General features: G+C 61.4%; 26 protein-coding genes. 13 read left to right on the top strand and 13 right to left on the bottom strand.

From position 1 onward, the window contains the following. Positions 1-3: 3 nt before the first annotated feature. The 3 genes from AC13EY_RS10880 to AC13EY_RS10870 all read right to left on the bottom strand — a co-directional run bounded on the left by AC13EY_RS10880 (position 4) and on the right by AC13EY_RS10870 (position 3,704). Positions 4-2,070, bottom strand: coding sequence for a putative bifunctional diguanylate cyclase/phosphodiesterase (locus AC13EY_RS10880; protein WP_482876442.1), 2,067 nt, complete (start codon positions 2,068-2,070; stop codon positions 4-6). 218 nt (positions 2,071-2,288) lie between these two features. After that, on the bottom strand, positions 2,289-2,870 hold the full coding sequence (gene sodB / locus AC13EY_RS10875; RefSeq protein WP_088273613.1) for a superoxide dismutase [Fe]: 582 nt from the start codon (positions 2,868-2,870) through the stop codon (positions 2,289-2,291). Between the two features lie 213 nt (positions 2,871-3,083). Next, positions 3,084-3,704, bottom strand: coding sequence for a LysE/ArgO family amino acid transporter (locus AC13EY_RS10870; RefSeq protein ID WP_228247682.1), 621 nt, complete (start codon positions 3,702-3,704; stop codon positions 3,084-3,086). Positions 3,705-3,805: 101 nt separating this feature from the next. Between AC13EY_RS10870 and AC13EY_RS10865 the strand changes: the two genes are divergently transcribed. Then, on the top strand, positions 3,806-4,705 hold the full coding sequence (locus AC13EY_RS10865) for a LysR family transcriptional regulator ArgP (RefSeq protein WP_233048240.1): 900 nt from the start codon (positions 3,806-3,808) through the stop codon (positions 4,703-4,705). 5 nt (positions 4,706-4,710) lie between these two features. On the opposite strand, the gene AC13EY_RS10860 is transcribed toward AC13EY_RS10865, so the two are convergent. Further along, complete coding sequence (locus AC13EY_RS10860; RefSeq protein WP_233048239.1) at positions 4,711-5,763, bottom strand: saccharopine dehydrogenase family protein; 1,053 nt, start codon at positions 5,761-5,763, stop codon at positions 4,711-4,713. 77 nt (positions 5,764-5,840) lie between these two features. After that, on the bottom strand, positions 5,841-6,203 hold the full coding sequence (locus AC13EY_RS10855) for a hypothetical protein (protein WP_233048238.1): 363 nt from the start codon (positions 6,201-6,203) through the stop codon (positions 5,841-5,843). A 248-nt stretch (positions 6,204-6,451) separates the two neighbouring features. On the opposite strand from AC13EY_RS10855, the gene AC13EY_RS10850 reads away from it, so the two are divergent. After that, positions 6,452-7,336, top strand: a complete 885-nt coding sequence (locus tag AC13EY_RS10850; RefSeq protein WP_482876444.1) for a hypothetical protein — start codon at positions 6,452-6,454, stop codon at positions 7,334-7,336. After that, positions 7,336-7,971 (top strand): acyl carrier protein phosphodiesterase, encoded by a 636-nt coding sequence (locus tag AC13EY_RS10845; protein ID WP_482876446.1) that lies wholly within the window; start codon positions 7,336-7,338, stop codon positions 7,969-7,971. The genes AC13EY_RS10850 and AC13EY_RS10845 overlap by 1 nt, the downstream gene beginning before the upstream one ends. Here the strand turns inward: AC13EY_RS10845 and AC13EY_RS10840 are convergent. Both AC13EY_RS10840 and AC13EY_RS10835 read right to left on the bottom strand, forming a co-directional pair. Beyond that, complete coding sequence (locus AC13EY_RS10840) at positions 7,905-8,711, bottom strand: lysophospholipid acyltransferase family protein (protein WP_482876448.1); 807 nt, start codon at positions 8,709-8,711, stop codon at positions 7,905-7,907. The two genes, AC13EY_RS10845 and AC13EY_RS10840, sit on opposite strands and share 67 nt — an antisense overlap. Before the next feature lie 2 nt (positions 8,712-8,713). Further along, positions 8,714-9,466, bottom strand: coding sequence for a GNAT family N-acetyltransferase (locus tag AC13EY_RS10835; RefSeq protein ID WP_233048235.1), 753 nt, complete (start codon positions 9,464-9,466; stop codon positions 8,714-8,716). Positions 9,467-9,653: 187 nt separating this feature from the next. Between AC13EY_RS10835 and AC13EY_RS10830 the strand changes: the two genes are divergently transcribed. Further along, complete coding sequence (locus tag AC13EY_RS10830) at positions 9,654-10,439, top strand: oxygen-binding di-iron domain-containing protein (protein ID WP_088273621.1); 786 nt, start codon at positions 9,654-9,656, stop codon at positions 10,437-10,439. A gap of 13 nt (positions 10,440-10,452) precedes the next feature. Beyond that, a complete protein-coding gene (locus AC13EY_RS10825; RefSeq protein ID WP_482876450.1) occupies positions 10,453-11,613 on the top strand; it encodes a phospholipase D-like domain-containing protein in 1,161 nt (386 codons plus the stop codon). A gap of 48 nt (positions 11,614-11,661) precedes the next feature. Here the strand turns inward: AC13EY_RS10825 and AC13EY_RS10820 are convergent, their stop codons facing one another. The 3 genes from AC13EY_RS10820 to AC13EY_RS10810 all read right to left on the bottom strand — a co-directional run bounded on the left by AC13EY_RS10820 (position 11,662) and on the right by AC13EY_RS10810 (position 14,630). Then, positions 11,662-12,426, bottom strand: a complete 765-nt coding sequence (locus tag AC13EY_RS10820) for an enoyl-CoA hydratase (protein WP_482876452.1) — start codon at positions 12,424-12,426, stop codon at positions 11,662-11,664. A 118-nt stretch (positions 12,427-12,544) separates the two neighbouring features. Then, positions 12,545-13,480, bottom strand: coding sequence for a 2Fe-2S iron-sulfur cluster-binding protein (locus tag AC13EY_RS10815; RefSeq protein WP_482876453.1), 936 nt, complete (start codon positions 13,478-13,480; stop codon positions 12,545-12,547). Continuing rightward, positions 13,473-14,630 carry a GGDEF domain-containing protein gene (locus AC13EY_RS10810; protein ID WP_482876455.1) on the bottom strand — a complete coding sequence of 386 codons (1,158 nt, stop codon included), beginning with the start codon at positions 14,628-14,630 and terminating at the stop codon, positions 13,473-13,475. The genes AC13EY_RS10815 and AC13EY_RS10810 overlap by 8 nt, the downstream gene beginning before the upstream one ends. Positions 14,631-14,907: 277 nt before the next feature. Here AC13EY_RS10810 and AC13EY_RS10805 point away from each other — a divergent pair, with 277 nt between their 5' ends. After that, on the top strand, positions 14,908-16,431 hold the full coding sequence (locus AC13EY_RS10805) for a fumarate hydratase (RefSeq protein ID WP_338212769.1): 1,524 nt from the start codon (positions 14,908-14,910) through the stop codon (positions 16,429-16,431). 437 nt (positions 16,432-16,868) lie between these two features. Here the strand turns inward: AC13EY_RS10805 and pyk are convergent, their stop codons facing one another. Continuing rightward, complete coding sequence (pyk, locus tag AC13EY_RS10800; RefSeq protein ID WP_088273628.1) at positions 16,869-18,320, bottom strand: pyruvate kinase; 1,452 nt, start codon at positions 18,318-18,320, stop codon at positions 16,869-16,871. A gap of 98 nt (positions 18,321-18,418) precedes the next feature. Between pyk and edd the strand changes: the two genes are divergently transcribed. From edd to AC13EY_RS10785, 3 genes are read left to right on the top strand one after another with little or no spacing between them, the layout of a single operon-like run. Further along, on the top strand, positions 18,419-20,233 hold the full coding sequence (gene edd, locus AC13EY_RS10795; protein WP_228247296.1) for a phosphogluconate dehydratase: 1,815 nt from the start codon (positions 18,419-18,421) through the stop codon (positions 20,231-20,233). Beyond that, the gene (gene pgl / locus AC13EY_RS10790) at positions 20,233-20,970 is read left to right on the top strand and encodes a 6-phosphogluconolactonase (protein WP_228247297.1); all 738 of its coding nucleotides are present in this window, start codon (positions 20,233-20,235) and stop codon (positions 20,968-20,970) included. Before edd ends, pgl begins: the two co-directional genes overlap by 1 nt. Further along, complete coding sequence (locus AC13EY_RS10785; protein ID WP_228247298.1) at positions 20,954-21,604, top strand: bifunctional 4-hydroxy-2-oxoglutarate aldolase/2-dehydro-3-deoxy-phosphogluconate aldolase; 651 nt, start codon at positions 20,954-20,956, stop codon at positions 21,602-21,604. Before pgl ends, AC13EY_RS10785 begins: the two co-directional genes overlap by 17 nt. A gap of 21 nt (positions 21,605-21,625) precedes the next feature. Here AC13EY_RS10785 and AC13EY_RS10780 read toward each other — a convergent pair whose 3' ends face one another. Further along, the gene (locus AC13EY_RS10780) at positions 21,626-22,558 is read right to left on the bottom strand and encodes a universal stress protein (protein WP_482876459.1); all 933 of its coding nucleotides are present in this window, start codon (positions 22,556-22,558) and stop codon (positions 21,626-21,628) included. 144 nt (positions 22,559-22,702) lie between these two features. Here AC13EY_RS10780 and AC13EY_RS10775 point away from each other — a divergent pair, with 144 nt between their 5' ends. From AC13EY_RS10775 to sbcB, 4 genes are all read left to right on the top strand, one after another. Continuing rightward, the gene (locus tag AC13EY_RS10775; protein ID WP_373314990.1) at positions 22,703-23,074 is read left to right on the top strand and encodes a tetratricopeptide repeat protein; all 372 of its coding nucleotides are present in this window, start codon (positions 22,703-22,705) and stop codon (positions 23,072-23,074) included. Positions 23,075-23,153: 79 nt separating this feature from the next. Continuing rightward, on the top strand, positions 23,154-23,591 hold the full coding sequence (locus AC13EY_RS10770; protein ID WP_228247300.1) for a DUF4124 domain-containing protein: 438 nt from the start codon (positions 23,154-23,156) through the stop codon (positions 23,589-23,591). 1 nt (position 23,592) lies between these two features. Further along, complete coding sequence (locus tag AC13EY_RS10765; protein ID WP_228247301.1) at positions 23,593-23,988, top strand: PilZ domain-containing protein; 396 nt, start codon at positions 23,593-23,595, stop codon at positions 23,986-23,988. Between the two features lie 48 nt (positions 23,989-24,036). After that, complete coding sequence (gene sbcB / locus AC13EY_RS10760; RefSeq protein WP_228247302.1) at positions 24,037-25,473, top strand: exodeoxyribonuclease I; 1,437 nt, start codon at positions 24,037-24,039, stop codon at positions 25,471-25,473. 54 nt (positions 25,474-25,527) lie between these two features. Here the strand turns inward: sbcB and mvaT are convergent, their stop codons facing one another. Continuing rightward, positions 25,528-25,902: a histone-like nucleoid-structuring protein MvaT gene (gene mvaT, locus AC13EY_RS10755; protein ID WP_088273636.1), complete on the bottom strand. Its 375-nt coding sequence runs from the start codon at positions 25,900-25,902 to the stop codon at positions 25,528-25,530. Between the last annotated feature and the right edge of the window lie 161 nt (positions 25,903-26,063).

Below are 26,063 nucleotides of genomic sequence, written 5' to 3'. Positions count from 1 at the left end.
CGATCAGCTCAGCTCGGATCGACGCGCCTTGTTGCTGGCGCCCTCGTAAGCGTGCAGCCAATCGGTAAACGCGGTGGCGGACAGTGGGCGGCTGTAGTAGTAGCCCTGACCCTCATTGCATCCCTGAGCGATGATGTAGGCCTCCTGCTCTGCCGACTCGACGCCTTCGGCAATGACCTGCATATTAAGGCTGCGACCAAGCTGGATGATGGCGCGAACGATGGTTGCGTCGTCTTCGTCAATCAGGACATCCTGAACGAAGCTGCGGTCGATCTTGATCTTGTCCAGCGGCAGGCCGCGCAGGTAACTGAGCGAGGAGTAGCCGGTACCAAAATCGTCGATTGCAATCTGCACGCCGGCCTTTTTCAGGCTGTTGAGATGACCCGCGGCGGCTGAAATATCTTCCATCAGGCCGGTTTCGGTGACTTCCATCTCAAGGCAGCGGGGTGGCAGCTTGTAGCGCTGGATCAGGTTGGTCACTACGCGGGAGAGTTCGCTGTGGTGCAGTTGCACGGTAGACAGGTTGACCGCCATGCGCAGCTCGGTCATGCCGCTGTCGTGCCAGATACGCAGCTGGCGACAGGACTGGTCCAGCACCCATTCACCGATTTCAATGATGCTGCCGTTCTGCTCGGCCAGCGGTATGAACAGATCCGGTGGTACCAGTCCGCGCTCGGGGTGGTGCCAGCGCACAAGGGCCTCCACGCCAACCACGCGGTGATCATCAAAGGCTATCTGCGGTTGGTAGACGAGGTGGAATTCGTTGCGCTCCAGCGCTCCGCGCAGCTCCTTGTCGAGTTCCCGGCGTACGCGCATTTCGCTGTCGAGGCTGGCGATGTAGAACTGGTAGCGATTCCGCGAGCGCGCCTTGGCCAGCATCATTGTCTGTTCGGCCTTCTGCAGCAGCTTCTCTGCATTATCGCCGTCGTCCGGGAACAGGGTGATGCCGATTGTCGCTCGCAGGCTGACGGTGTGGTCACCGATCTCGAACGGTCGACCAAGGTCGTCGAGGATGGTTTGCGCCAGCTCGGCTGCCTCGTATGGCTCACTGACACCGGTTTGAACCAGGGCGAACTGGTCGCCTCCCAGTCGTGCCAGGCTGCCGAGCCGTCCGCTGTTGGCGCGCAGGCGGTCGGCAACGGTGACCAGCAGGCTATCGCCGGACTGGTAGCTGAACTGCTCGTTGATTTCCTTGAAGTCGTCCAGCCCGCAGCACAGTACGGCAACCCCCCGTTGGCGCCTGCCGGCGTCGCCGAGGATACGGCTGAGCTGCTCCTGCAGCATGCTGCGATTGGGCAGGCCGGTCAGGTGGTCATGCTGGGCCATGTGCAGCAGGTTCGCTTCGGCTTCGCGTCGGCGATTGCTGTTGCGTTCGATGGATTCCAGCAGTTCGTTGGCCTTGTTGATCCACAGGCCGAGTTCGTTCCTTTCCTGGCCTGGCAGCATCGGAATATGCATCTTGCCCGGATAGTCGGGGTTAATGTCACTGATCCGATCAATGATGCCCGCCAGTGGTTTGGTCAGCAGAAAGTGATAAAGCAGGTAGAGTGCCAGCGCCATCGCCACCGCTCGCAGTATGCCGGATACAAGGATGACGAGGGAGCTTTGCAGGAAATCTTCGCCGTAGGGCGCGGTGTCCAGGACGATTCTCAGATCGCCGTAATACTCGTTGTAGGGTTCTCGGCCAAACAGAGCAACGCTGTAATGCTGCTCGACGCCGAATAGCCAGTCTGTAACGCTGCGTAGTGGACTTTCAATCAGTGGACGCTCGCGGCTGGCCAGCTGGGCTTCGTCCGGATGGCCAATGGAGGCAAAGCGTACGGCGGGGTGTTCGAACAGGCCACCTATGACCTGCAGTGCCATTTCCCGGTCCAGGCTGTAGACCGCCTGGGTTGCAGGGTCCTGGGACATGGCGAGGATCTGCTCGGCAGTCTGATCGATCTGCTGACGTTCCTTGCGAAGGTCAAACGCAATCTGCCCCAGGCTCAAAATCAAGCCGACCAGCAACGCCCAGAGCAATACAAGGCGAAGCAGCTTTATAGAGAGACTGTGCCGGCGCTCGAGCTTCAAGGTATTGTTATTCCTTTCCTGATGAATTGCGCGGTTAAGTCATCATGCAGGCATTGCCCGCAGCAGCGCAAGACTCCCATAGGTACATTGTTAAGCGAACCTACGCCTGAGTATCGACAATCCTTTGGGAGAGGTCAAAGTGCGATCATGTTACCGATGCCTGAAAGCACAACACCCTGCCGGAGCAGGGTGTTGTGGTGACGCAGAATCAGTCAGGATCAGGCAGCGTAGTTTTTCGCTACGAAGTCCCAGTTGACCAGGTTCCAGAACGCTTCGACGTACTTCGGACGTGCATTGCGGTAATCGATGTAGTAAGCGTGTTCCCAGACGTCGCAGGTCAGCAGCGGGGTGTCGCCGCTGGTCAGCGGGCAGCCCGCGCCGATGGTGCTGGCCAGTGCCAGGGAGCCGTCAGCCTTCTTGACCAGCCAGCCCCAGCCGGAACCGAAGGTGCCGATAGATACCTTGCTGAACTCTTCCTTGAATGCTGCGAAAGAGCCGAACGCCTTGTTGATGGCTTCGGCCAGTTCGCCTGTCGGCTCGCCGCCGCCGTTCGGGCTCAGGCAGTTCCAGTAGAAGGTGTGGTTCCAGATCTGCGCTGCGTTGTTGAAGACGCCGCCGCTGGAAGTCTTGATGATCTCTTCCAGGCTCTTGCCTTCGTACTCGGTGCCCGGAACCATGTTGTTCAGGTTCACAACGTAGGTGTTGTGATGCTTGCCATGGTGGTAGTCCAGAGTCTCGGCAGAGATGTGCGGTTCCAGTGCATTCTTTTCGTAAGGGAGTGCGGGTAATTCAAAAGCCATGGTTTATCTCCATCGTCAGGTATCACGTTCCGGGAACGATCACGTCGTCCGTCTCGACATTCGGCCAGGGCTGGCTGGCAGCCTGTGGCGAGTTGTCTGCGCCTTCTTGCCGGTAGCTGCTGCTTGCTCCGCCGGGCGCTGCCCGTCTTGCGATCGGGAAGCCCCGATCATAGCACCTGAATGTGCCGCTATCCACGCACCTTCCATGTGGGTTTAGCCCTCCCAGAGGGTCTGCAGCGCGGGTTTTGCCAGTGACCAGGCGATAGCCAGCATCATTGCAGCAACTGCGAGGTCGATGCAGCGCCAGGTAATCGGTCGGTGAAGTACCGGAGCCAGGCGGGCCGAGCCCAGTGCCAGCAGGGTGAACCACAAGATGGATGCGCTGGCCGCGCCGAGGGCGAAAACCAGGGGGAGGCTGTGCTGTGCCGCCAGGCTGCCAATCAGCACCATGGTGTCAAGATAGACATGGGGATTGAGCAGAGTGACCGCCAGGGTTGAGAGCAGCACGGCACGACGTGATCGCGAGGGTGCGCCCATCGCTTCCAGACCCCGTGGGGTCAGTGCGCGCAACAACGCTTGCAGGGCGTAGACGGTCAGGAAGGCCACGCCGCCCCAGCGAGTGATCTCCATTGCCAGCGGATGGGCCTGCAGCAGCGCGGCAAGGCCGAAGGTGCCGGCGAGAATCAGGATGGCATCGCAGGTCATGCAGATCAGCGCGACGCTGACGTGATGTTCCCGGCGCAGGCCCTGGGCAAGGACAAAGGCATTCTGTGCGCCGATGGCCATGATCAGGCCGGCGGCAGCGATCATTCCGCTGAAGTAACTGTAGAACAGGGTGGGCATTTTGGGGCTCCGGCTGATAACGGCGCCAGTGTGCAGTAGATTGCGTTATTAGAAAAAACAATAATGCTGATGTCACATTAGGAAAGATGATCATGCTGGATTACAAGCTTCTGGCCGCATTGGCCGCGGTGGTAGAGCAGGGCGGCTTCGAACGGGCAGCCGGTGTGTTGGGGCTATCCCAATCGGCGATCTCGCAGCGCATCAAGCTGCTGGAGGCACGCTTGGGCGCTCCGGTGCTGGTCCGTGCAAATCCGCCCCAGGCAACCGCAGCGGGTCAGCGGTTGCTTAACCATGTCCAGCAGGTCAGGCTGCTGGAGCGCGATCTGCGCCATGACCTGCCGCAGATCTCCAGCGACGCCGGCCGCACCCGGCTGAGAGTGGCCCTGAATGCGGACAGCCTCGCGACCTGGTGGGCTGGCGCGGTTGCACCCTGGTGCGAGCGCGAGAGGGTGCTGCTGGACCAGCAGCTGGAGGATCAGGACGTAGGGCTAAGACGAATGCGCAGTGGCGAGGTGGCTGCCTGTCTGTGCGCGGTTGAGCAGCCGGTTGCCGGTGCCCGCAGCTTGCTGTTGGGCGAGATGCATTATCTGGCGGTAGCGAGCCCAGGTTTTATTCGGCGCCACTTCCCCGATGGGCTCTCACAGACCGACGTGCGCAGTGTTCCCGCTGTGGTGTTCGGCCCGGATGATCAGTTGCAACATCGGTTTGTCAGGCAGTTGGGTGTTGATGGTGAGTTTGAGTATCACCTGTGTCCTTCGTCCGAGGGCTTTGTCCGTATGCTTGAGGCGGGTATTGGTTGGGGTATGGTGCCTGCACTGCAGATTGGCGATGCGCTGCGTGCGGGGCGGTTGCAGGAGCTATCGCCGGGCTGGTCGCAGCCTGTGCCGCTCTACTGGCATTACTGGCGAAGCGGCGGGCAGCTGCTTGAAGGGCTGACCGCAGAGTTGGCCCGCCGGGCGCCGGCCTTGCTGGCGCCCGGCGTATCACCCTAGCCGGGCTACTCGATGTGCATTGGGCCGGAACCAGGCAGGTTCTCGATACACTCCGGACCCAGCAGCCGGGACGGTGTGTAGTAGCCCGGAGCCGGCTGGTTTTCCAGCAGAAAACCAACTGCGTAAAGGGCTCCCTCGACTGTCACATCATAGGCGTTGGCCGTTTCGATGCGGGCAACTACCTTTTTACCGGCGCGGTTTTGCGCTTCGCCCCAGACATAACAGCGAGCGGCTTCGCGCTGCTGATGATCGGGCCCCTGGATGCGACGACCAACCAGATATTTCAGCAGTGCCTGTACCGGTGCCAGGCCAAGCAGCGCACGGAACCGGTCCAGGCGGCGCAGACGGGCGGCGGCGCTCGGCGCCATCGGGATAAACACTTCGATATCGTCTATGCCGGTGGTGAACCAGGCGGTGGCAATATCACCCCAGGGAATGGTGACCGCATGTTTTGTCCCGTTGCCAAAATCGATTTCACGGCTTTGATACGCCAACGGAACGGTTTGAATGCGATCATCCTTGCGGACCCGGCCGCCGTATTTCAGCCCTTCCACCGAGGTTCTGGCAGTGCCGGGCGACAGCGAGCTGTGGGTGTCAAAACCCAGAGCCAGGCGGTCTGCATCATGCAGTGCGAGTTTCAGCCTGGCGGCGATGCAGTCGGTCGGGATGACATCGAACCCGACGCCGGGGCAGAGGACAATGCCCGCCTGCTCTGCGTCGGCCTGGCGCTGCTGGGCGGCGACGAACACATCGATTTCGCCGGTAATGTCGAGGTAATGACAGCCAGCCGCCAGACAAGCGTCGATCATCGGGCCACTGGTAGCGGAAAACGGGCCGGCACAATGCAGTACGACCTGAATGTCCTGCAGGCCTTCACAGATCTGCTGCGGACGATTGAGATCGAAGCAGCGGAAGGGCAGATTCAGTTCATTTGCCAACGCACTGATGGTCTGGCGATTGCGTCCGGCCAGTATGGGGCGCAGGCCACGTTGCGCAGCGGCTCTGGCCAGCAGTTGGCCGGTGTAGCCGTTGGCGCCGTAGATCATCCATTGCTGCATGCGCGTGCTCCTGTCTGAAAAGGAGCTCTCAGAGTAATGACTTGAGTCGGCGCGCGCCAGCGCGGGCCCGGTTGGCGTCAGCTGCGAATGACCTGCCCGCGATAAATACGAACGCTGCCGCTCGGCGCCTCAGCGTGCTCCGACTCGGCCTCCAGGCGGGCTCTGTTTTCCTGTCGATGCTGGAATTGACGGGACGCAATTGCGCCCTGTGCCAGTGGCGATTGCGCCTGATCATCCTGTCCCGGCCTGATCATGTCCGCCAGGCGGGTGCCGAGTTCGCGAATCTCGGCCGAGCTGCTGTCCCGGCTTAATCCGATCATGCTCTCGACGGCGTCCGGATCGCCCAGGCGGATGGTTACGCCCAGAGTGCGTTTGAGCTGTCGGCGCAGTGCTGTCATGCAATCCAGGGTGGCGCGGTTGAACTGTGCTTCGGCAATCATGCTCATACCCCCTTAGGTGATTGGCGATAAAAGGTGTTATAGCCAAGTCGAATTTCCGCAAGCAGAATACGTACCAATATGCGTTGGGTCGCGGATAGCAGCCGTTTGACGCAGGTCAAAGCATCGCCACGGCAGCGATCGGCTCTGTTTTGCGGTCTGTGGTGCGGCCTGCTGGTGCATCCTTGCACTGCTCTGGCGCAGGGGTTTCAGGGTTTGATTGCCGAGAGTTTGATTGCTGAGAGGTTGAGATGAAGGAACCGGAGTTGGGTGAACTGCCGAGCATCAGTGCTACTCGTGACAGTCGGTCGGATGGCCGGGGAGGACTGCCGCCGCATGTGGACGGGTTGCGAGCAGAGCCGTCGGCACCGGTCGCGGCGGCTGGCAGCGGGCCGCTCTGGGCATTGTGTGGCGCGCTCTTTCTCGCATTGCTGGGCTTGGGCTACTGGACCCATCAGCAGCAAAGCCAGCTGAGTCAGCAACTGGTTGCAACCCAGAACAGTTTTGCCCGCATCAGTGAAGAAGCCTCAGGGCGCATTCAGGACATCACCGGCAAGGTGTCGGCGACCGAGGACTCCCTCGGTGCTGCCGAGCAGGATCGCAAGGCGCAGCTGGTTCGTATTGAGGACATGCTGCAGGCGGTACGCAAGGAGCAGGGTGAGCACAGGCAGCAATTGGCATCACTGCAGCAGGCCGACCAGCGCAGCTCAGAGCGGGCCACGACCCAGCAGGCGGCGATTACGGCGCTGCAGGCCAGCTCCGCGGCGTTGCAGGAGCAGGGCAAGGAGCGGTCCGACAGTCTGGCACTACTGCAACAGCGCTTTGCCGAGGCTAACCAGGCGCTGGAACAGATGCAAACCCAGCTCGGGACCTTATCGGTGGTTCAACTGCAACTGGGTCAGCAGGCCGAGCAGCTGGATGAACTCAAGCAAGGGTTGACCGCACTGCAGAACAAGGGCAACGACGAGGCGGTGGAACAGGCGGTGCTGGCGATGCGAGCGGAGCTGGATCGACGCCTGGCCGCCAATGATCAGGCGCTGCAGGCAATCGACAGTTTCAGGCTGCAGACCAATCGCAGTCTGACGACGTTGCAGACGCAGGTCGCCGCACTGCACGCGCAGGTGGAAGGCAACTGATGAATTTCCTCGCGCACTTGCTGCTGGGCTCGCAGTCGCCGGAACAGGCGCTGGGCAGCATGCTGGGCGACTTTGTAAAAGGACCGGTCCACCGGCTCGAACTGCCGGAACCGGTGCGCGAGGGTATTGTTCTGCACCGGCGGATCGACAGCTTTACCGACGCCCATCCGCTGGTGCTGCAAAGCAAGGCCAGAGTCAGCAGCCGGCGTCGACGTTTCGCCGGGATTCTGGTCGACATGTTCTACGATCATTTGCTGGCGCGGCACTGGTCGCGCTTTGCGGACCGGCAGCTCGACGACTTCACCCGGGATGTCTATCGGCAGCTTCTGGCGCAGCGCGAATGGATGCCTGAGCGGGCCTGGACGGTGGTGCACTACATGAGCGAGCAGGACTGGTTGAGCAGCTATGCCGAGCTGACCCACCTGCACCGGGCGGTAGACAACATGGCGCGGCGGCTACGGCGCGAGAACCCGTTGCCGGGCGGGGTGGCTGAGCTGGAAACGGCCTATGAGGCCTTTGAGGCCGACTTTCTCGCATTCATGCCCGAGCTGCAGCGCTACGCCGAGGGTCAGGCTGCCGCCTTGACCTCGGCTGTTTCGTCCTCGACCCTGCCGTCCTCCAGCCCCAACGCCTGACAGACCGAGGCGTGTGCACTGCGCGCCAGCTGGTTACGGTTCAGTCGGCTGCTGTCGAGTATCGGCAAGAACCGAACTTCGACCTCTATATCCTTCGACCCAAGCAGGCGCCACAGGTGCTGCGAGAATTCATCGTCGTTGATGAAAGGAGCAATTGAGTCGCGTTCACCCGCGTAGCGGTAGGCAAGAGCCACCGGCTGGGTCGGCACCTGCGCCTCGATGGCGGCTGACAGCAGGCGGCTATGGAAGGTGCGCACCCTGTCGCCAGCGGTAGTGGTGCCTTCTGCAAAAATCACCAGGCTGCGCTGAGCTGCCAACACACTGGTCAACTGTTCCTGAACGGTGCTGGACGTACCCTGACCACGCTGGATAAAACAGGTGCCGGCGGCGCCCGCCAGCCAGCCTATCACCGGCCAGTCGCGTACTTCCGCCTTGGACAGAAAGTGCACCGGCGCCTGTGCGCCGAGCACCACGATATCCAGCCATGACACATGATTGCTGACCCACAGGGTGGTGCCTGAAGCCGGTGCGCCGGTAACGCGAATCTGCAACGGCAGAATGCGGATCAGGTTGCGCATCCACCAGCGGGTGAGCTTCTGGCGCTGACGGTCCACCCTGGCGGGTTGCAGCTGTTGCATGAGCTGAACCCAGCAGACCAGCAGCAGCCCACAGGCAATCCAGCCAATCACTGCCATCAGGCGGATGACCCGGCGGGGCGTGCTTACCGAGCGGCCAGGCATGCTCAGCTCGCCTTGAAGTGGCGCGCGTAGCGCGGGCAGAGCTGTTCGCGGCGCAGCAGAATAAAGACGTCGGCGCAGTTGAACTCCGGATCCCAGCAGGGTTCACCGCAGATTTTGGCACCCAGACGCATGTAGGCCTTCAGCAGCGGCGGCAGCTGGGCGGTGACGTTATCGGGCAGGCTGCGCTCCGGTAGCGGCAAGCGCGGAATCGCGTTCAGATGCTCGCGGCACAGGTAGCGGTTGCGCAGGCGTTGCATGATCGCGTGAGCCTGCACGCCCCCGTCATGCATTTCGATGCTGGCGCACCCCATCAGATAGCTGTAGCGTCGCTCATTCATCAGTTGGGCAAGGCCAGACCAGAGAACCGAAATGGTTGCACCGTTGCGGTAGTCGGCGTGCACGCAGGTACGACCGATTTCCATGACGTCGCCGCGCAAATCGCCCAGGCCAACCAGCTGAAACTCGCTTTCGCTGTAGAAACCGCCGGCACTGCGGGCGCGCTCGCTGTCGAGGATACGGGTAGTCGCGACTACCTCTCCGGTACGCTGATCGCGGACGATCAGGTGTTCGCAGTGCAGATCGTAACGATCCTGATCGAGTCCCTGCTCGGCGCCGTGCAGACGGGCTCCGCATTCTTCGCCGAAGACGCGGTAGCGCAGGGCTTGGGCGGCGCGCAGACTGTCCGGGGTGGCGGCCAGTTCGACCGTCAGACAGCGGTTGGCTGATTCTTCAAAGGCAAGGGCTGCATCTGTCATGGACACCTCCGTCCGGGCATCTTCAGTGATGTTCAGGCTGAGGCTATGGCGTGGCAGTGTCAGGCTGGTGACGGTGCGATGACGTTACTGTGACGTCTTTATCCCTTGATGCAGGTCACTGGCGCTCAGGTTCTGGCCGTATACACTCCTGAGACTCTCTTTCCACTGCAGGTTAAGGTGATTGTCTATGGCGAGTCCGCCCCGAGTATTGTTCGACAATGGTTCGCACCAGGTGCTCTGCTTCGATCAGCTGGTGACGGGTGATGGCGTGCAGTCGAACCAGTTCCTGATCATTGATCATGATCAGCATGCACTGCTCGATCCGGGCGGTGACCTCACCTACACACCGTTGTCGATGGCGGTCAGCCGCTATATCCCGTTGCGCGAGCTGACCTATGTGTTTGCCTCGCACCAGGACCCGGACATCATTGCATCGCTGGACAAGTGGTTCCTGCATACCAACTGCCGGGTGGTCTGCTCGAAACTGTGGGCGCGTTTTCTGCCGCACCTGAGTGCGGGTTTTTTGACCAAGCACACGGGCATGACCACCACCGAACGCATGATCGCCGTGCCCGATCGCGGGATGGATGTCCCGCTGGGGCAAACGGTGCTCAAGGTGTTGCCGGCGCATTTTCTGCACTCGGTCGGCAATTTGCACTTTTATGACCCGATCAGCGGCATTCTGTTTTCCGGTGATATGGGGGCATCGATGGTCGATGACGCGGAACCTGTGACCGACTTTGCGACTCACAAGAGCACGATGGAGGGGTTTCATCGGCGTTACATGGCGGGCAACAAGGCCTGCCGTCTGTGGGCCAACATGGTCAGGCAACTGAAGCCGAAGATGATCGTGCCGCAGCATGGACGTCCGTTTGCCGACCCGGATACCATTTCGGCGTTCCTCGACTGGATCAGTAACCTGGAATGCGGCCTCGATCTGTTGACGCAGGAGGACTACCGCATTCCCTCATAAGACAGGGAGTGAAATGACTGCGCGGGTGTACCAGTGGCGAACCGGCAATCGGTTCGAATTGCTGATTGATGGCGACAACTTCTTCCCGCGCATTCTTTCTGCGCTCGATCAGGCGGTCGAGCGTATCGACATTGAGCTGTATCTGGTGGACTCTGGCCGCAGCACCCGGCAATGGCTGGAGGCGCTGCAGCATGCGCGTCGACGTGGCGTGCAGGTTCGTTGCCTGCTCGATGCCATCGGCACCGACGGTTTGAGCCGCCGTGAGCGGCTTGAGCTGGAGCAGATGGGAGTGGAGCTGCAGTTTTATAATCCTCCCAGTCTGTTCAGTGGCCATCGGCTGTTCCATCGTGACCATCGAAAACTCTTCATTATTGACCGGCGCATAGCCTTTGTCGGCGGCACCGGTATCACCGATACCTTTTGTCAGCTTGACCCGGAAACAGGCAGAACACCCTGGCACGAGCAAATGCTGGAAGTGCAGGGGCCGGTAGTCGAGGACTGGGTCGACCTGTTCGAGCGTATCTGGGAGCAGGGCGGTCGACGTGAAAAGCGCGGGCTGTCTGCCGTGCGTCGGGTACATATTCCGCCGGTGCCCGCTGGCGGGACCGGGCATGGCCGTGTCTCCTATATCGGTGCGCGCGAGCAGAAGGAGGTGGTCGTATCACTGTTGGCGGCGCTGCGTCGAGCCGAGCAGCGGGTTTGGCTGGCTACACCGTATTTCCTGCCCTCCTGGCGGATTCGCAGAGCGCTGGCACGGGCGGCCAAACGCGGCGTTGATGTGCGTTTGCTGCTGTGCGGTATGACCATTGACCACCCGCCCGTGCGCTACGCCGGTCAGCGTTTCTACACGAGGTTGCTCAAGGCCGGTGTGCGTATCTACGAATACCAGCCGCGCTTTACCCATCTCAAGACAGCGCTGGTGGACGACTGGGTGTCACTCGGCTCATGCAACTTCGATCACTGGACGTTGCACTGGAATCTCGAGGCCAATCAGCAGGCGGTTGATCCTGATCTGGCACACGCGGTTGCCGAGAGTTTCGAGCAGGATTTTGTCGAGAGCGATCTCTGGACATTGGCCGGCTGGCGCCGGTTGACGTTGTGGCACCGATTCAAGATTCGCTTCTGGGGGCAAATCAATCGATTGGTGATGTGGCTGTTCGGCATCCCGCGTTAGCTGAACCGCCTGCACCGGCCCCGCGGCGGGGGCCGGCGGCGGGGCGGGTCAGGCGAAGACCGGCTTGCGCTTCTCCATGAAGGCAGTCAGTGCTTCGCGCGCTTCGGCGCCACCGAGCAACTGGGCGAAGTGCTGGCCTTCGGTTTCCATGACCTCATCGGCGGTGCGGCTGATGCCGGCACGGATCAGTTGTTTGGTCAGGCGAACCGATCCCGGCGGTTGCTCGGCGATGCGCAGTGCAGCCTTGCGGGCGGCCTGCAGAACCGCTTCACCGGCCGGTAATGCCTGATTGACCAGTCCGATCTCGGCGGCGCGGCTGCCGCTGATTTCTTCACCGAGCAGCAGCAACTCGGCGGCACGCGGGTGACCCAGTAGGCGCGGCAGCAGGAAGCTCGAGCCAGCTTCCGGGCACAGGCCTAGATTGACGAATGGCATTTTCAGGCGCGCGTTCTCGGCGGCGTAGATCAGGTCGCAGTGGAGCAGCATGGTGGTGCCGATGCCGACCGCCGGGCCATTGACCGCAGCAATCAGCGGCTTGCTGGCGTGGCAGATGGCCTTGAGGAAGACGTATACCGGGCTGTCGGTGCCGCTGCGTTCGTTCTTGATGAAATCGGCAACGTCGTTACCGCTGGTGAAACACTCGGTACTGCCCTGGATCACGACGGCGCGGATGCTGGCATCGTCTTGCGCGGCGTTGATGGCCTCGCCCATGACGCCATACATGTCACGGGTCAGGGCATTTTTTTTGTTGGCGCGGTTCAGCGTCAGGGTTAATACGCCCTCGCTGCGGTCGATCAGCAGGTGTTCGCTCACGGTCTACTCCACATGTCGTTCGGGTATTTGGGGTGGCTGGCATGTTCGCATGCTTTGCCCGGGCAACCCACAACCCTGCGTCTGACGAATGCAGGCTTATAAACGCCGACGGTTTTGTTTAGCGGCTGCGGCTGAGAAACGCCTCATCGAGAACCTGGCGGCCTGACAGCCCGGCCATGAACAGCGGCTTGCGCAGCCGCTCGACAAATGCGGGAGACCCGCAGATCAGCGCCCGGGTGCCGCGTCCTGGTGGCTTCAGTTGGCGCAGATCCGCCTCCAGCTCGCTGTGTGAGCGCAGTTGCAGGTGCAAGTGAGGGTGCTGAGCGGCCAGGTGTTCAAGCTCGGCCTGCAGATAGCAGGGCGCTCCGGCGCGTTGCCAGTGCCTCAGCTGTATCGGTGCATTGTGGCCAGCGGCAAGCGCGTTGCGCGCAATCGCCTGCAGCGGAGCCAGACCGGTGCCGGATGCCAGCAGGAGCAGCGGCTGGTTATGCCATTCCGGGTCGTAGCCGAGATGCCCGCTCGGAGCGCCGAGATAGCAGGTGGCGCCTGTCGGCAGTGTTCGCAGGGCTTGGCAGAAAGCGCTGCCCTCGCGCTCCTGCAGATGAAACTCCAGCAGCGGCTCGCCGGGCAGGCTGGCAAGTGAAAAGGTTCGCGCCAGATCCGCACTCAGCCAGATCACCAGGTGCTGGCCAGCCTGATAGCGTATGGCCCGGGCCGGCTTCAATTGCAACCGGATGACCTGGCCCGGTAGCGTTTCCAGGTGTTCAATGGTCGCCGGCAGACTATCACTGGCAGGGTCATGCAGGTGCAGATCAAGGTCCTGCTCAACCCGGCACTGGCAGGCCAGCAGCCAGCCATTGGCCTGCTGCTCTGGTGAGAGGCCCTGCTGGGCCGGGCTGACGTCAGCCCGGTTGAGATTCTGTATCAGGCAACTGTGGCATTGACCGGCCCGACATGACCAGTTGACCGGCAGATCGGCCTGGCGCAAAACATCGAGCAGATTGCTGCCCGCAGCAGCATTCAGACAGCGGCCTCTGATTCGGATCTCAGGCATAACTGGGGTCGTGCCATTCGCTGCGGTTACGTCCGCTATTTTTCGCCAGATACAGCGCCTGATCGGCGTCGTTCAGGCAGACTTCCAGATCGTCCTCGGGTTGCAGCAGGCTGAGACCGGCGGAGAAGGTGCAGTGCACGCCCTCTGGCAGGACATCAAACGTCTTTTCGGCAAAGCGCTGACGCAGGCGCTCCACGCACTGGTGCAGTGTTTCAATGCTGGTGTTGCCGAGCAGCAAAACAAATTCCTCGCCGCCAAAGCGGGCAATCAGGTCGTCGTCTCGCAGGGTGGTGCGGGCCAGTTCGGCAAAGCCCTGCAGTACCTGATCACCCGCCGCGTGTCCGTACAGGTCGTTGATGCGCTTGAAGTGATCCAGGTCGATCAGCGCAATGCCCATCTGCTGGGTCGGACGCATCAGCGTCATACGCCGCCGTGCTTCCTGGATGAAGTGCCGGCGGTTGGCCAGCCCGGTAAGCGGGTCCGTTGTGGCCAGATTCTGCAGTTGCCCCATCATGCCGCGCAGGGTTTCCTGGTGGGCCTGCAGGGTGTTGTGGCGTTGCTGCAGGCGCTCGCGCAGCTCGCGAATGTAGCTGGCTGTCATGCTCAGGCCGACCAGAAAGCAGGCGAGGATGAACCACTCCACCAGATTGAGGGTGAACTGCCGGGTATCGGTCTGATAGTAGTGTTCGATGGTGATCAGCGCGCCGAAGCAGGCCAGCGCCAGCCCCGAGTGGATCAGGAAGTCCCGGCGCGACAGCTGGAATATGCCAAATACCATGATGTTGGCGTAAATCATGATCAGGCTGCCGCGCAGTGGTCCGGCAAAGGCAAGCAGATAAGTGATCAGCAGAATTGCCACTGCTATTTGCGCGTTGGTCATGCTTGGATCCTGCAGGCGCAGATTCCAGTTGCTGCGAAACAGGGCGAGAAAGACCAGCTGTGTGCTTACGCCGAGCCCGATGTGGCTGAGCATCAGCCAGACCGATCCCTGATATTGTCCCGATACCCAAGCCACGCAGATCACCACGTAGGTAATCAGGTAATTGAGTTGAGCCAGGTAAAAGCGCTGCAGTCTCAGCGTCTGGAACTTGGCGTTCTGTGCATCCTGCAGATCGACCACGTCCGGTGCCCCGTTTTTGTATGATGGCATTATGACGTCAATTTATCGATTGACGGCTGTTTTGCAAGTTCTTTTCGCTATTTCCTGCCTTAACTGTGACGGCTTTCCACTCGCTGGGCTCGCCGTTCCTGTCGCCCCGGTTGTCAGGGGTGGCGCAAGAGGTTGTTCCGCGCTTCCCAAGCTCAGGTATACTTGCCAGCGCATTTTTTCAGGCCTGCCGGCCTCCCTGTCGGTGCCTGCCTGATTCCGTGAGCCCGACCCGGCGCCGTCCGAGGTCCGGCGGTCAAACAGAGGAGCCTGTCCGAGCATGGCCGTTATCAAGCAAGACGATCTGATCCAGAGCGTAGCCGACGCTCTGCAGTATATTTCCTATTATCATCCCGTCGACTTCATTCAGGCGGTACACGAAGCCTACGAGCGTGAAGAGTCCAAGGCGGCCAAGGACGCCATGGCCCAGATTCTGATCAACTCGCGCATGTGTGCCACCGGCCATCGCCCGATCTGTCAGGACACCGGTATCGTTACCGTGTTCGTCAAGGTTGGCATGAACGTCAGCTGGGACGGCGCTACCATGAGCCTGGACGACATGATCAACGAGGGCGTGCGCCGCGCCTACAACAACCCGGACAACGTTCTGCGTGCCTCCATCCTGGCCGATCCGGCCGGTAAGCGCACCAACACCAAGGACAACACCCCGGCGGTCATCCACTACCAGATCGTCCCCGGCGACAAGGTTGAAGTGGATGTCGCGGCCAAGGGAGGCGGCTCCGAGAACAAGTCCAAGATGGTCATGCTCAACCCGTCCGACTCGATCGTTGACTGGGTGATCAAGACTGTCCCGACCATGGGCGCTGGCTGGTGCCCGCCGGGCATGCTCGGTATTGGTATCGGCGGTACCGCCGAGAAGGCTGCCGTGATGGCCAAGGAAGCCCTGATGGACCCGATCGACATCCATGAGCTGCGTGCCCGTGGCCCGCAGAATCGCGCCGAAGAGCTGCGTCTGGAAATCATGGACAAGGTCAATGCGCTGGGTATCGGTGCGCAGGGTCTGGGCGGTCTGACCACCGTGCTGGACATCAAGATCAAGGATTATCCGACCCATGCGGCCAGCTTGCCGGTCTGCATGATCCCCAACTGCGCCGCAACCCGTCACGCGCACTTCGTGCTCGACGGCAGTGGCCCGGCCGAGCTGAAAGCGCCGCCGATGGATGCCTACCCGGAAATCACCTGGGAAGTGGGCGACGGCGTGCGCCGCGTCAACCTCGACACCGTGACCCCGGAAGACGTGCTGAGCTGGAAGAGCGGTGAAACCGTGCTGCTGTCCGGCAAGATGCTGACCGGCCGCGACGCTGCGCACAAGCGCATGGTCGACATGCTGAACAAGGGCGAAGAGCTGCCGGTTGATCTGAAAGGCCGCTTTATCTACTACGTTGGCCCGGTTGATCCGGTGCGTGACGAGGTGGTTGGACCGGCTGGCCCGACCACCGCCACGCGCATGGACAAGTTCACCCGTCAGATCCTCGAGGCGACCGGCCTGCTGGGCATGATCGGCAAGTCCGAACGCGGCCCGATTGCCATTGAAGCGATCAAGGATCACAAGGCGGTCTATCTGATGGCGGTCGGTGGCGCGGCGTATCTGGTCGCCCAGGCGATCAAGAAAGCCGATGTGATCGCCTTCCCCGAACTGGGTATGGAAGCGATCTACGAGTTCGAGGTGCAGGATATGCCGGTTACCGTTGCGGTCGACAGCACCGGCGAATCCGCGCACATCACCGGCCCGCAGATCTGGCAGAAGAAGATTGCCGAAAGTCTGGCGGTCGAGATCAAGTAAGATCCGGTGGTAGTCGAAAAGGCCTGGCTTGCGAGGCCTTTTTTGTGGGTCTTGGCGGCAGTTTTACGCTCCGCGACAAGGGCTTTGGCAACGCAGTTACCTAATGCTCCAATGATCGAGTGTGCACCGGGGTTCGTCCCGTTTACGCGGGCGATTAGCACAGGATTGGCAGGAAAAAGGACGGCAGCCTGTTTGAGGCTCGAAGAGCCGAGTTCTGCCGGCCCCTGCCAAACCGAGCAACGCAGCGAACCCGAAGGGCCGCGTAGCCGGGTGCCCGGGGGGATCGCCAAGGGGGGCGGGCAAGCGGCCCCCTTTGGCTCGCCGTAAAGGCGAAAGACTGGCACAACAACAGCGCAGTATGCAGTGATGAGTCGCGAGGGAAAGCTCCGCTCGTCCCGTCAGTTCAGGCAGCCCTCTTTGTGGCTACGCTCCGGTTGTCAAACCAGCCGCTCGCCGACATGCAGCAGCTTCATCGAGTTGGTACCGCCGCGGGAGTTGTAGACATCGCCTTTGGTCAGGATCACCCAGTCGCCCGGTTTTACGTGGCCGGCCTCCAGCAGGCGGGTCACCGCGGTCTGATTGATATCGCTGGGCGCCATTTCAGCCGGGTTGAAGCGGATCGCCTGCACCCCGCGCATCAGGGATACCCGGCCCAGTGTCTGGCTGTTCGGCGACAGCGCGAAGATCGGCAGGTGAGAGCGGATACGCGACATGATCAGCGGGGTGTAGCCGCTTTCGGTCAGGGTGATGATCGCCGTGACGCCGGGGAAGTGGTTACCCGCGTACATGGCGGCCAGTGCGATGGTTTCATCGCAGCGCTCGAACTCCTGGTACAGACGATGGCCGGAGCGCTTGCTGACCGGCTGTTTCTCTGCACCGCGGCATACGCGGTCCATGGCTTCAACGGCTTCAACCGGGTAGCTGCCGGCGGCGGTTTCGGCTGACAGCATCACGGCGTCGGTGTAATCCAGCGCGGCGTTGGCAACATCCGACACCTCGGCACGGGTTGGCAGCGGGCTGGAAATCATCGACTCCATCATCTGGGTCGCGGTGATCACCGTTTTGTTCTGTTTGCGGGCACGGCTGATGATGTGCTTCTGGATGCCGACCAGTTCAGCATCGCCGATCTCTACGCCCAGATCACCCCGGGCTACCATGACGGCGTCGCTGGCCTGGATCAGCCCGTCGAGCGCTACATCGTCGGCAACCGCTTCGGCGCGCTCGATCTTGGCCACCAGCCAGGCGTCCGATTCGGCGTCGCGCAGCAGTTTGCGGGCCAGATCCATGTCGGCGGCGTCGCGCGGAAAGGAGACGGCTACATATTCCATCTGCAGCTCGGCGGCGAGGTTGATGTCGGCGCGGTCCTTGTCGGTCAGGGCCGGGGCAGACAGGCCGCCACCACGGCGGTTGATACCCTTGTTGTTCGACAGCGGACCGCCGGTGGTTACCTTGCAGCGTACCTCGTCGCGACCGACGCTTTCGACCAGCAGTACTACGCGACCATCGTCCAGCAGCAACTCGTCGCCAGCGCGGCAATCCTTGACCAGATCCGGGTAATCCAGGCCCACGATATCCTGAGTTCCACCGTCGAGAGGGTGGTTGGTCGACAGCCGAAAATGATCGCCCACCTCCAGTTTGATCGGGCCGTCGGCGAATCGCCCGATGCGGATCTTCGGACCCTGCAGGTCACCCAGCAGGGCGACGTGCTTGCCTTGCTGTTCGGCGATTTCGCGCACCAGTCTTGCACGCTCTCGGTGTTCATCAGCACTGCCATGGGAGAAGTTCAGGCGGGCGACGTTCATTCCGGCCTTGATCAGCTCGGCAATCTTTTCCGGACTGTTGCTTGCCGGTCCGAGCGTGGCGACGATTTTGGTGCGACGCAGCGTCATGCAGGGGTCCTTGTACGGGAGGGTTGGGGGAGGCCCTACAATAGACCATAATGTCGGCTGGCGGGTAGGTTTGTGACCATCGGGTCGGGAGAGGTGGAATGCACCCAGTGCTGGGCGAGGTAACCGAACGATTGCGCGAACGCAGTGCCCGTTCCAGAGCGGCTTATCTGTCGTTGATAAACGCTGCGCCGGCTCCGCGGCAGGGTCTTTCCTGTGGCAATCTGGCGCATGGCATGGCTGCCTGCAGCGCTCAGGACAAGCAGCGGCTGGCGCTGCCGGACGAGGTCAATGTCGGTATCGTCACGGCCTATAACGACATGCTCTCGGCGCACCAGCCATACGAGCGTTATCCCGCGTTGCTGCGCCAGTATCTGCGCCGTCTGGGCGCCACCGGGCAGGTCGCCGGCGGTGTGCCGGCAATGTGTGACGGGGTGACCCAGGGCGAGCCGGGCATGGAGCTGTCGTTGGCCAGTCGTGATGTGATTGCCATGTCGACCGCCATTGCCCTGTCCCACAACATGTTCAATGCCACACTGTGCCTCGGTATTTGCGACAAGATCGTGCCCGGCCTGTTGATGGGCGCACTGCGGTTTGGCCACTTGCCGACGGTGTTCGTTCCCTCCGGTCCCATGCCCAGCGGCCTGCCGAACAGCGAGAAGGCCCGGGTGCGCCAGCTCTATGCCGAGGGCAAGGTTGACAGGCAGGCCCTGCTTGCGGCCGAGAGCGCTTCCTACCACAGCCCGGGCACCTGCACCTTCTACGGCACTGCAAATACCAATCAGATGCTGCTGGAGGCGATGGGGCTGCAGTTGCCGGGGGCTTCCTTCGTCGCGCCGGACAGTGCGCTGCGTGACGCTCTGACCAGTGAAGCGGCCGCTGCTGCGGTGCGGCTGGCGCGGGATGGTCGGGTACGGCTGGCCGATGTGCTTGATGAGCGGGCCTTGATCAATGCCGTGGTGATGTTGCTGGCAACGGGGGGCTCGACCAACCTGACGCTGCATCTGGTTGCCATCGGTCAGGCAGCAGGGCTGCAGCTTGACTGGGATGACATGGCCGAGCTGTCCCGGGCAGTGCCGACGCTGGCGCATATCTACCCGAGTGGCAAGGCCGATATCAACCAGTTTCAGGCTGCCGGCGGTACCGCCTTCGTGTTTCGCCAGCTGCTGGACGCCGGCCTGCTGCATGCGGATGTGCAGACGGTCGCGGGTCCGGGCCTTGAGCGTTATGCCCTTGAGCCGGTGCTCGATGACGGCGAGCTGAGCTGGCGCGATGGCATCGGCGCAAGTCTTGATGATCAGGTACTGCGCGGTACGGAGCAGCCCTTTGCGCCCGATGGCGGCCTGAGGGTGATCGCTGGCGGGCTTGGCCGTGGCGTGGTCAAGGTGTCGGCGGTGGCAGCCGAACACCGTCGGGTCACGGCCGCGTGCAGGGTGTTTGACAGTCAGACGGAGTTTGTTCGTGCCTTCGAGGCCGGTGAGCTGGTCGGCGATGTGGTTGTTGTTGTGCGCTTTCAGGGCCCGGCCGCCAACGGCATGCCGGAGCTGCACCGTCTTATGCCGTATCTGGGCGTCTTGCAGGATCGCGGGCAGCGGGTCGCGCTGGTAACCGACGGGCGACTGTCCGGTGCCTCCGGCAAGGTGCCGGCGGCAATTCACCTGTGCCCCGAAGCGTTGCATGGTGGGCCGATCGGGCACCTGCGCGAGGGCGACGTGCTGTGCCTGGATGCCGATGCCGGTACGCTGGAGCTTATTGAGCCTGCTGCCGATTGGCAGGCTCGTCCTGCCGCAACTGCGCCGGATGGTGTCCGTGGTGGCTGGGGCCGTGAGCTGTTTGCCTTTATGCGGGCCGAAGCCAGCCCGGCGGATCAGGGTGCCAGCGTGTTTACCGCCAGTCTGCGGGAGACGGATGGGTAATGGACGTCATCGAGAGCCGGCTCAAGCAGCGCGGCGTGAGGCTGAAACGCTTCGATTCGCCCTTGCAAGCGGCTGAACACCTTGCGGTGGCCGTTGCCGATCGCTTGAGCACGACCATGGCCGAGCGCGGTCAGGCCTCGCTGGCGTTGTCCGGTGGGCGCAGTCCGGTGCGCTTTCTCGACGCGCTGGCGCGTCAGGCGATTGACTGGTCGCGTGTTCGGCTGACGCTGGTTGATGAACGCTGGGTGCCCGAGAGCGATGCACAAAGTAATACAGCGCTGCTGCGCTCAAGGTTGGCTGCCATCTTCCCCCGGCTGCAGTGGCTGCCGCTGTATCGGGGCGTGACACCGGCCGCGGATGCGGCTCAGGTAGCCAGGCAGCTCGCTGACTGGTTGCCACTGGACCTGGTGGTTCTGGGCATGGGCGTTGACGGCCATACGGCCTCGCTGTTCCCGCATGCCGAGGGGCTGACAGGCTGGTTGGATGGCAACTGCGACGCTGGTTGCGTGGCAAGCCGGGCTGCCGATGGTACGCCGAGGTTGACCCTCACCGGGCGTGCGTTACACTCCGCGCGATTTCGATTGCTGGCGATCAGTGGCGATACCAAGTTGCGGACGCTGTGCACGGCTATTGAAGCCGATCAGCCAGCGCGCTGGCCAATCAGTGCCTTTGTGCAGGCACCCATGGATATTTACTACTGCCCGGAAGATGGTCAGCCCGATGACGCACCTGTCTGAAAAAACGCAAATGCTGGACTCCTTGTTCAGTCGCTCACCGCTGCTGCCGCTGCTGAATATCGAGCGGCTGGAGGATGTGCTGCCGCTGGCCGACGCCCTGGCGGAAGGGGGGATCACCACGCTGGAAATTACCCTGCGGACCGCCTTGGGTATTGACGCCATTGCGCTGCTGCGTTCGCAGCGTCCTGCCTTGACGGTCGGCGCGGGGACGGTGCTGGCCGCAGCGCAGTTTGAGGCAGTGCTGGCGGCCGGCGCGCAGTTTGTGGTGACGCCCGGTTGTACTGACGAGCTGCTGCAATGCGGGCTGGAAGCAGCAGTACCGCTGTTGCCGGGCATTGCCACCGCCTCCGAGTTGATGAGTGGCTATCGGCTCGGCTATCGCCGCTTCAAGCTTTTTCCCGCCCAGATTCTCGGCGGGGTTGGCTTGCTCAGGGCATTTGCCGGGCCGTTCAGGGATGTTCGCTTCTGTCCGACGGGGGGCGTCTCGCAGGCCAATCTGGCCGAGTATCTGGCACTGCCAAATGTGATGGCGGTCGGTGGCAGCTGGGTTGCGCCGGCCGAGCTGGTCGCGCAGCAGCGCTGGGGCGAGATTACCGCTCTCGCCCGCGCTGCGGGGCAGGTCGGCAGCGCCTGAGGCGGCTGCCGAGGCTCGGTTTCAGGGCTTGCTTGGATCGACGAAGCCGTCCGGCTTGATTACCAGTACGTCGCACGACACCGAGTCCAGCAAGCGTTCCGCGGTGTGACCGATGAGGGCGCTGTCCAATCGTGAGCGCGATACCGCACCCATGATCAGCAGATCGACCTTTTCCTTCTCCAGAAAGTCGGGCAGGGCTTCTTCCGGGTCGCCTTCAAGCAGGTGGGATTGCGCGCTCTCGGAGGCCGAACGGGCAAGCAGCTGGCTGAACGCCGTAGCGTGGTGCTGCTTCACGTCCCGCGCGTAGCCTTCATAATCGGCAATGACGCTGGCGTCGAACACCATGGTCCGCGGCAGAGGTGTATAGCAGTGCACCAGATCCAGCGTCGCGTCCATGGTCTTGCCGAGACTGGTCGCAATGGCGATGAGCTTGTGGTCCAGCGCCGCCGGCTTGTCGGCGCTGTGCAGCGGATCAACGCTGGCGCACAGGCGGTTGATCGGCTTGTCGCCGTGCTTGACCAGCCAAAGCGGGATCTCGCAGTGGCGGATCAGTTGCCAGTCGGCCGTGGTCAGCAGCAGGCGCTTGAGTACGTTGTGATGGCGTGTCGCCTTGAGTACGAGATCGGGTTTGCACGTGCTTACTTCGCGCAGGATATGGCGATCCGAACGCTTGCCCCAAACGGCAGTCACTGCCACCTCGGTGCCTTTGGCACGCAGCGGCGCCGCCAGTTTTTCGAGATATTCATGGTGGTGTTGGAGCAGTGACGCTCGGGCCTTTTCCAGCCCCGCGGTATCAAACAGCATCCCTCCATCCAGGGCCGGGATGTAGTCGCAGAGCATCAGCGTCAGACGGGCAGCGGGAAAGTGTTCAAGCAGCGAAGCCGCGCGATCCAGCGCAGGTTGTTGCTGTTCGCGGGTAGGGTCGATCACTACCAGAAGGTGTTTGATATCCATGCGGCTGACTCCTGTTGTCGGTTTGACACGGTATTGGACCAGCCTAATGCAAATCGTGTGGTTTTACACTGATATGCATCAAACCCTCATGGACTGAAGAATCGGCGTGACGTGCCGATACAGAGCCATTGTCCGGAGGTTGATATGAACAAGTGCTGGTGGCTTTCCGCTGTTATCGTGCTGCTTGCCGGCTGTGGCATGAGCGGCTACAAGAAACATCTGGACCGGGCCTACGACGCCTATGCGGCCGGCAACTGCGATCGGGTGGTTGCCGAGTTGTCCAGGACCGAGCGTCTGATTCGTTCGCGTCCGCACCTGCAGCCGGAGGTTTCGCTTCTGCGTGGGCAGTGTCTGGAGCGTCAGGGTTTTTACCTGGATGCCATTCAGATATATCGGTTTATGCTCGACACCTATCCTGCCAGCGAATACAGCTATCGTGCCGCTGCGCGTCTGGAGACGCTGCGTCAGCTGGGGCATTACGACCCGGCGCGTCCTGTGCCTCCGGTAGCCGATTGAGCAGGCCGGACCCCGATTCGCTTGGCGCGGTGCCGGCGGTCCGCTATCCTGCCTTGATCGGACCGCGCAGGGAATCGCGATGAGTCACCGCAAACTACCACCACCACTGCTGGCTGCGCTTATGCTGTGCAGCTTCAATACTCAGGCACAGATCTACCGCTGGGTGGACGCTGACGGGCAGGTGCATTTTGATCAGCAGCCCAGGGCTGGTGCCGAGGTGGTAGAGATACGTCCGCAGGTGGTCGAGCGCGAAAGGCATGTGCGCGACAGTGAGGCCGCAATGGAGCGGCTTACGGATATCAGGGCTGAGGAGCGGCAACAGCAGCGCAACCTGCTGGCGCAGCAACAACGTCAGCGTCGGGCGCGTTGTGCAGACATGCGCGATCGGCTGGCCAGATTCGAACAGCGAGTCTACTGGTACGAAGAGAACGCAGACGGCAAGCGTGTTGAAGTGTCCAATGCCCGCGTTGCCGAGGCTGAAGCATCGCTGCGGCAACAGATTGCGGAGCAATGCTGACATGCATGTCATTCCGGATTCCAGCCAGGACCCCTCCATCGAGCAGCGCCGCATCCCGCGGCATCAGTTGAGCGCTTATCTGTGTGTCTACAACAGCCGAACCGGGCGACCCATCGGCTATATTGGCAATATCTCGCGTGACGGGATCATGCTGATCTGCGCGTTGCCGGTGATGCTCGATCAGCAATATGAACTGGAGCTGAAACTCCCTGATCTGGATGATCCGCTGAGCGCTCAGCGGCTGGTATTCCATGCACGCAGTCACTGGTGTCGTGCCGATGTAACTCCGGGATATTTCGACTGCGGTTTCAGTGTGGTTACCCATCAAGAGGCCTTCGCCGGTTTGGCGCTGGCTCTGCAGCGCTATTTCCGCTTTGATCAATTGGCGGATGCCTGATACCCGTCGTTACGGTAATCTGCCCCCTTTGACCGTGAAGAGGGGCGCATGAGCAAGAGCTTTTTCTGGTACGACTTTGAATCGACCGGGATCGATCCCCGATACGATCGGCCGGTTCAGGTTGCCGGTGTGCGTACCAATGAAGCACTGGAGGAAATCGGCGAGCCGCTGTGTATTGACGCCCGCCTGACGCCTGATGTTCTGCCGCACCCGCAGGCATGCCTGGTGACGGGTATCTCTCCGCAACGGCTGAAGCATGGCCTGAACGAAGCCGAGTTCATGCGTCAGTTGCACGAGCAGATGATCCAGCCAGGGACCTGCTCGGTAGGGTACAACAGCCTGCGATTCGACGACGAGATGACCCGGTTTTCGTTGTATCGCAACTTCTTCGATCCCTATGCGCGCGAATGGCAGGGTGGCAACAGTCGCTGGGACCTGTTGGATGGCCTTCGCGCTGCGCATGCGTTGCGCCCGCAGGGGATTGAGTGGCCGCAGGTTGACGGATTTACCAGTCTGAGACTTGAATTGCTGACCGCTGCCAATGGCATTGATCATGGACAGGCGCACGATGCGCTGGCGGATGTGCGGGCAACCATCGCCATGGCCCGTCTGTTCAGGCAGGCGCAGCCAAAGCTCTACGACTATTTGCTTGGCTTGCGTGACAAGCGGCGCGCAGCGGAGTTTATCGACTTGCAGCGGGTACGTCCGCTGGTGCACGTGTCCGGCCGGTTCGGGCGCGAACGACAGGGGCTTGCTCTGGTCCTGCCATTGGGATGGCATCCGGTCAATCGCAATGCAGTGATTGTCTACGACCTGGCAGTTGATCCGGCGGTGTTGATGGATCAGTCGCCGGAGCAGGTGCGTCAAAGCCTGTATACCCGGTCCGAGGATCTGGTCGAGGGCCAGGCACGGCCAGGTCTCAAGCTGGTCCATTTGAACAAGTGTCCGGTGCTGGCCGACACCAAGGTGCTGCAGCCAGCGGATATCGAGCGGCTTCAGCTGGATATGCCGATGCTGCTGGCGCGTGCGCAACAGTTGGCGGACTGGCGCGACACAGGGCAGGCGGTACTCGCCGAGATTTATGCCGAGCAGGGCAGGCAGGACGATGCAGAGCAGGAAGCCGAGGTTCAGTTGTACGATGGTTTTCTGTCTGACGCTGACCGCCGTCTGCTCCCGGCAATTCGTGAAGCCGATGGTTCAGTGCTCGGCAGCATGCGCTGGCCGCTGCGCGATCAGCGGCTGGTCGATATGCTGTTCCGCTATCGGGCGCGTAATTTTCCCGACAGCCTGTCCGCATCCGAACAACAGCACTGGTTCGCGTATTGCCGAGCGCGGCTTAGTGGCGAGCAGGCGAGGGTTCTATCGTTGGGCGAGTTTCTCACCGGTATCGACAGCTTGCTGCCGGGGCTCTCTGTGGAACAGCAGCAACTGTTGTTGAGCTGGCGCGACTACGGGGCCCGCTTGGCTGTGCAGCTTGATATGTAATTACCAGGCGTAAAAAAACCGATGCGAGCATCGGTTTTTTTACGCGGGAGCAACTTAGCCCAGGATAGTTACCCAGGACTCGACGGTGTCGCCGCCGTATTGTTCTTTCCAGGCCTTCAGGGTCTTGTGGTTGCCACCTTTGGTTTCAATTACTTCACCGGTATGCGGATTTTTGTATTGCTTGACCTTGCGGGTGCGCTTGCCGCCAGTGCTAGCTGCCTTGCCTTTTGCTGCACCCAGCTTGTTGTCCGGGTCGAGGATGGCAGTGATGTCTTTCAGCGATTTGTTGTACTGGCCCATCAGACTCCGCAGTTTTTCCTCGAACTCGATTTCCTTTTTCAGCTTGTCGTCGTTGGACAGTGAATTGAGGCGTTCTTTGAGTTCGCGAATCTGTTCTTCAATATGACGGTATTCTTGCAGCATTGACATGGATAGTGTCCTTGCAGGGAGTTGATGTAATCAGGATGTTTGAATAATAGGTTAATGACAAAAAACCTACAACAAGTTATCCGGGCCAACTAATGAATTAATCACATAGTTGTGAGTTAGCTATAAACAAGGCTCCTCAGTCGGTCCCGGAATCGATGCCG

The organism is Halopseudomonas sp. L-58 (assembly GCF_056859475.1).
Note: the sequence above shows the minus strand (reverse complement) of the source record. Positions and strands in the feature narration are given on the sequence as shown.

Coding starts and splice junctions, on each gene's coding strand:
- AC13EY_RS10855 (WP_233048238.1), bottom strand. CDS start 6,203: ATGATTGCCGAAGCACAGTTCAACCGCGCCACCCTGGATTGCATGACA.
- AC13EY_RS10865 (WP_233048240.1), top strand. CDS start 3,806: ATGCTGGATTACAAGCTTCTGGCCGCATTGGCCGCGGTGGTAGAGCAG.
- AC13EY_RS10785 (WP_228247298.1), top strand. CDS start 20,954: ATGACGCACCTGTCTGAAAAAACGCAAATGCTGGACTCCTTGTTCAGT.
- AC13EY_RS10830 (WP_088273621.1), top strand. CDS start 9,654: ATGGCGAGTCCGCCCCGAGTATTGTTCGACAATGGTTCGCACCAGGTG.
- AC13EY_RS10780 (WP_482876459.1), bottom strand. CDS start 22,558: ATGGATATCAAACACCTTCTGGTAGTGATCGACCCTACCCGCGAACAG.
- AC13EY_RS10765 (WP_228247301.1), top strand. CDS start 23,593: ATGCATGTCATTCCGGATTCCAGCCAGGACCCCTCCATCGAGCAGCGC.
- AC13EY_RS10805 (WP_338212769.1), top strand. CDS start 14,908: ATGGCCGTTATCAAGCAAGACGATCTGATCCAGAGCGTAGCCGACGCT.
- sbcB (WP_228247302.1), top strand. CDS start 24,037: ATGAGCAAGAGCTTTTTCTGGTACGACTTTGAATCGACCGGGATCGAT.
- AC13EY_RS10840 (WP_482876448.1), bottom strand. CDS start 8,711: ATGCCTGGCCGCTCGGTAAGCACGCCCCGCCGGGTCATCCGCCTGATG.
- AC13EY_RS10835 (WP_233048235.1), bottom strand. CDS start 9,466: ATGACAGATGCAGCCCTTGCCTTTGAAGAATCAGCCAACCGCTGTCTG.
- AC13EY_RS10810 (WP_482876455.1), bottom strand. CDS start 14,630: ATGCCATCATACAAAAACGGGGCACCGGACGTGGTCGATCTGCAGGAT.
- sodB (WP_088273613.1), bottom strand. CDS start 2,870: ATGGCTTTTGAATTACCCGCACTCCCTTACGAAAAGAATGCACTGGAA.
- AC13EY_RS10775 (WP_373314990.1), top strand. CDS start 22,703: ATGAACAAGTGCTGGTGGCTTTCCGCTGTTATCGTGCTGCTTGCCGGC.
- mvaT (WP_088273636.1), bottom strand. CDS start 25,902: ATGTCAATGCTGCAAGAATACCGTCATATTGAAGAACAGATTCGCGAA.
- edd (WP_228247296.1), top strand. CDS start 18,419: ATGCACCCAGTGCTGGGCGAGGTAACCGAACGATTGCGCGAACGCAGT.
- AC13EY_RS10770 (WP_228247300.1), top strand. CDS start 23,154: ATGAGTCACCGCAAACTACCACCACCACTGCTGGCTGCGCTTATGCTG.
- AC13EY_RS10850 (WP_482876444.1), top strand. CDS start 6,452: ATGAAGGAACCGGAGTTGGGTGAACTGCCGAGCATCAGTGCTACTCGT.
- pyk (WP_088273628.1), bottom strand. CDS start 18,320: ATGACGCTGCGTCGCACCAAAATCGTCGCCACGCTCGGACCGGCAAGC.
- AC13EY_RS10860 (WP_233048239.1), bottom strand. CDS start 5,763: ATGCAGCAATGGATGATCTACGGCGCCAACGGCTACACCGGCCAACTG.
- AC13EY_RS10845 (WP_482876446.1), top strand. CDS start 7,336: ATGAATTTCCTCGCGCACTTGCTGCTGGGCTCGCAGTCGCCGGAACAG.
- AC13EY_RS10825 (WP_482876450.1), top strand. CDS start 10,453: ATGACTGCGCGGGTGTACCAGTGGCGAACCGGCAATCGGTTCGAATTG.
- AC13EY_RS10815 (WP_482876453.1), bottom strand. CDS start 13,480: ATGCCTGAGATCCGAATCAGAGGCCGCTGTCTGAATGCTGCTGCGGGC.
- pgl (WP_228247297.1), top strand. CDS start 20,233: ATGGACGTCATCGAGAGCCGGCTCAAGCAGCGCGGCGTGAGGCTGAAA.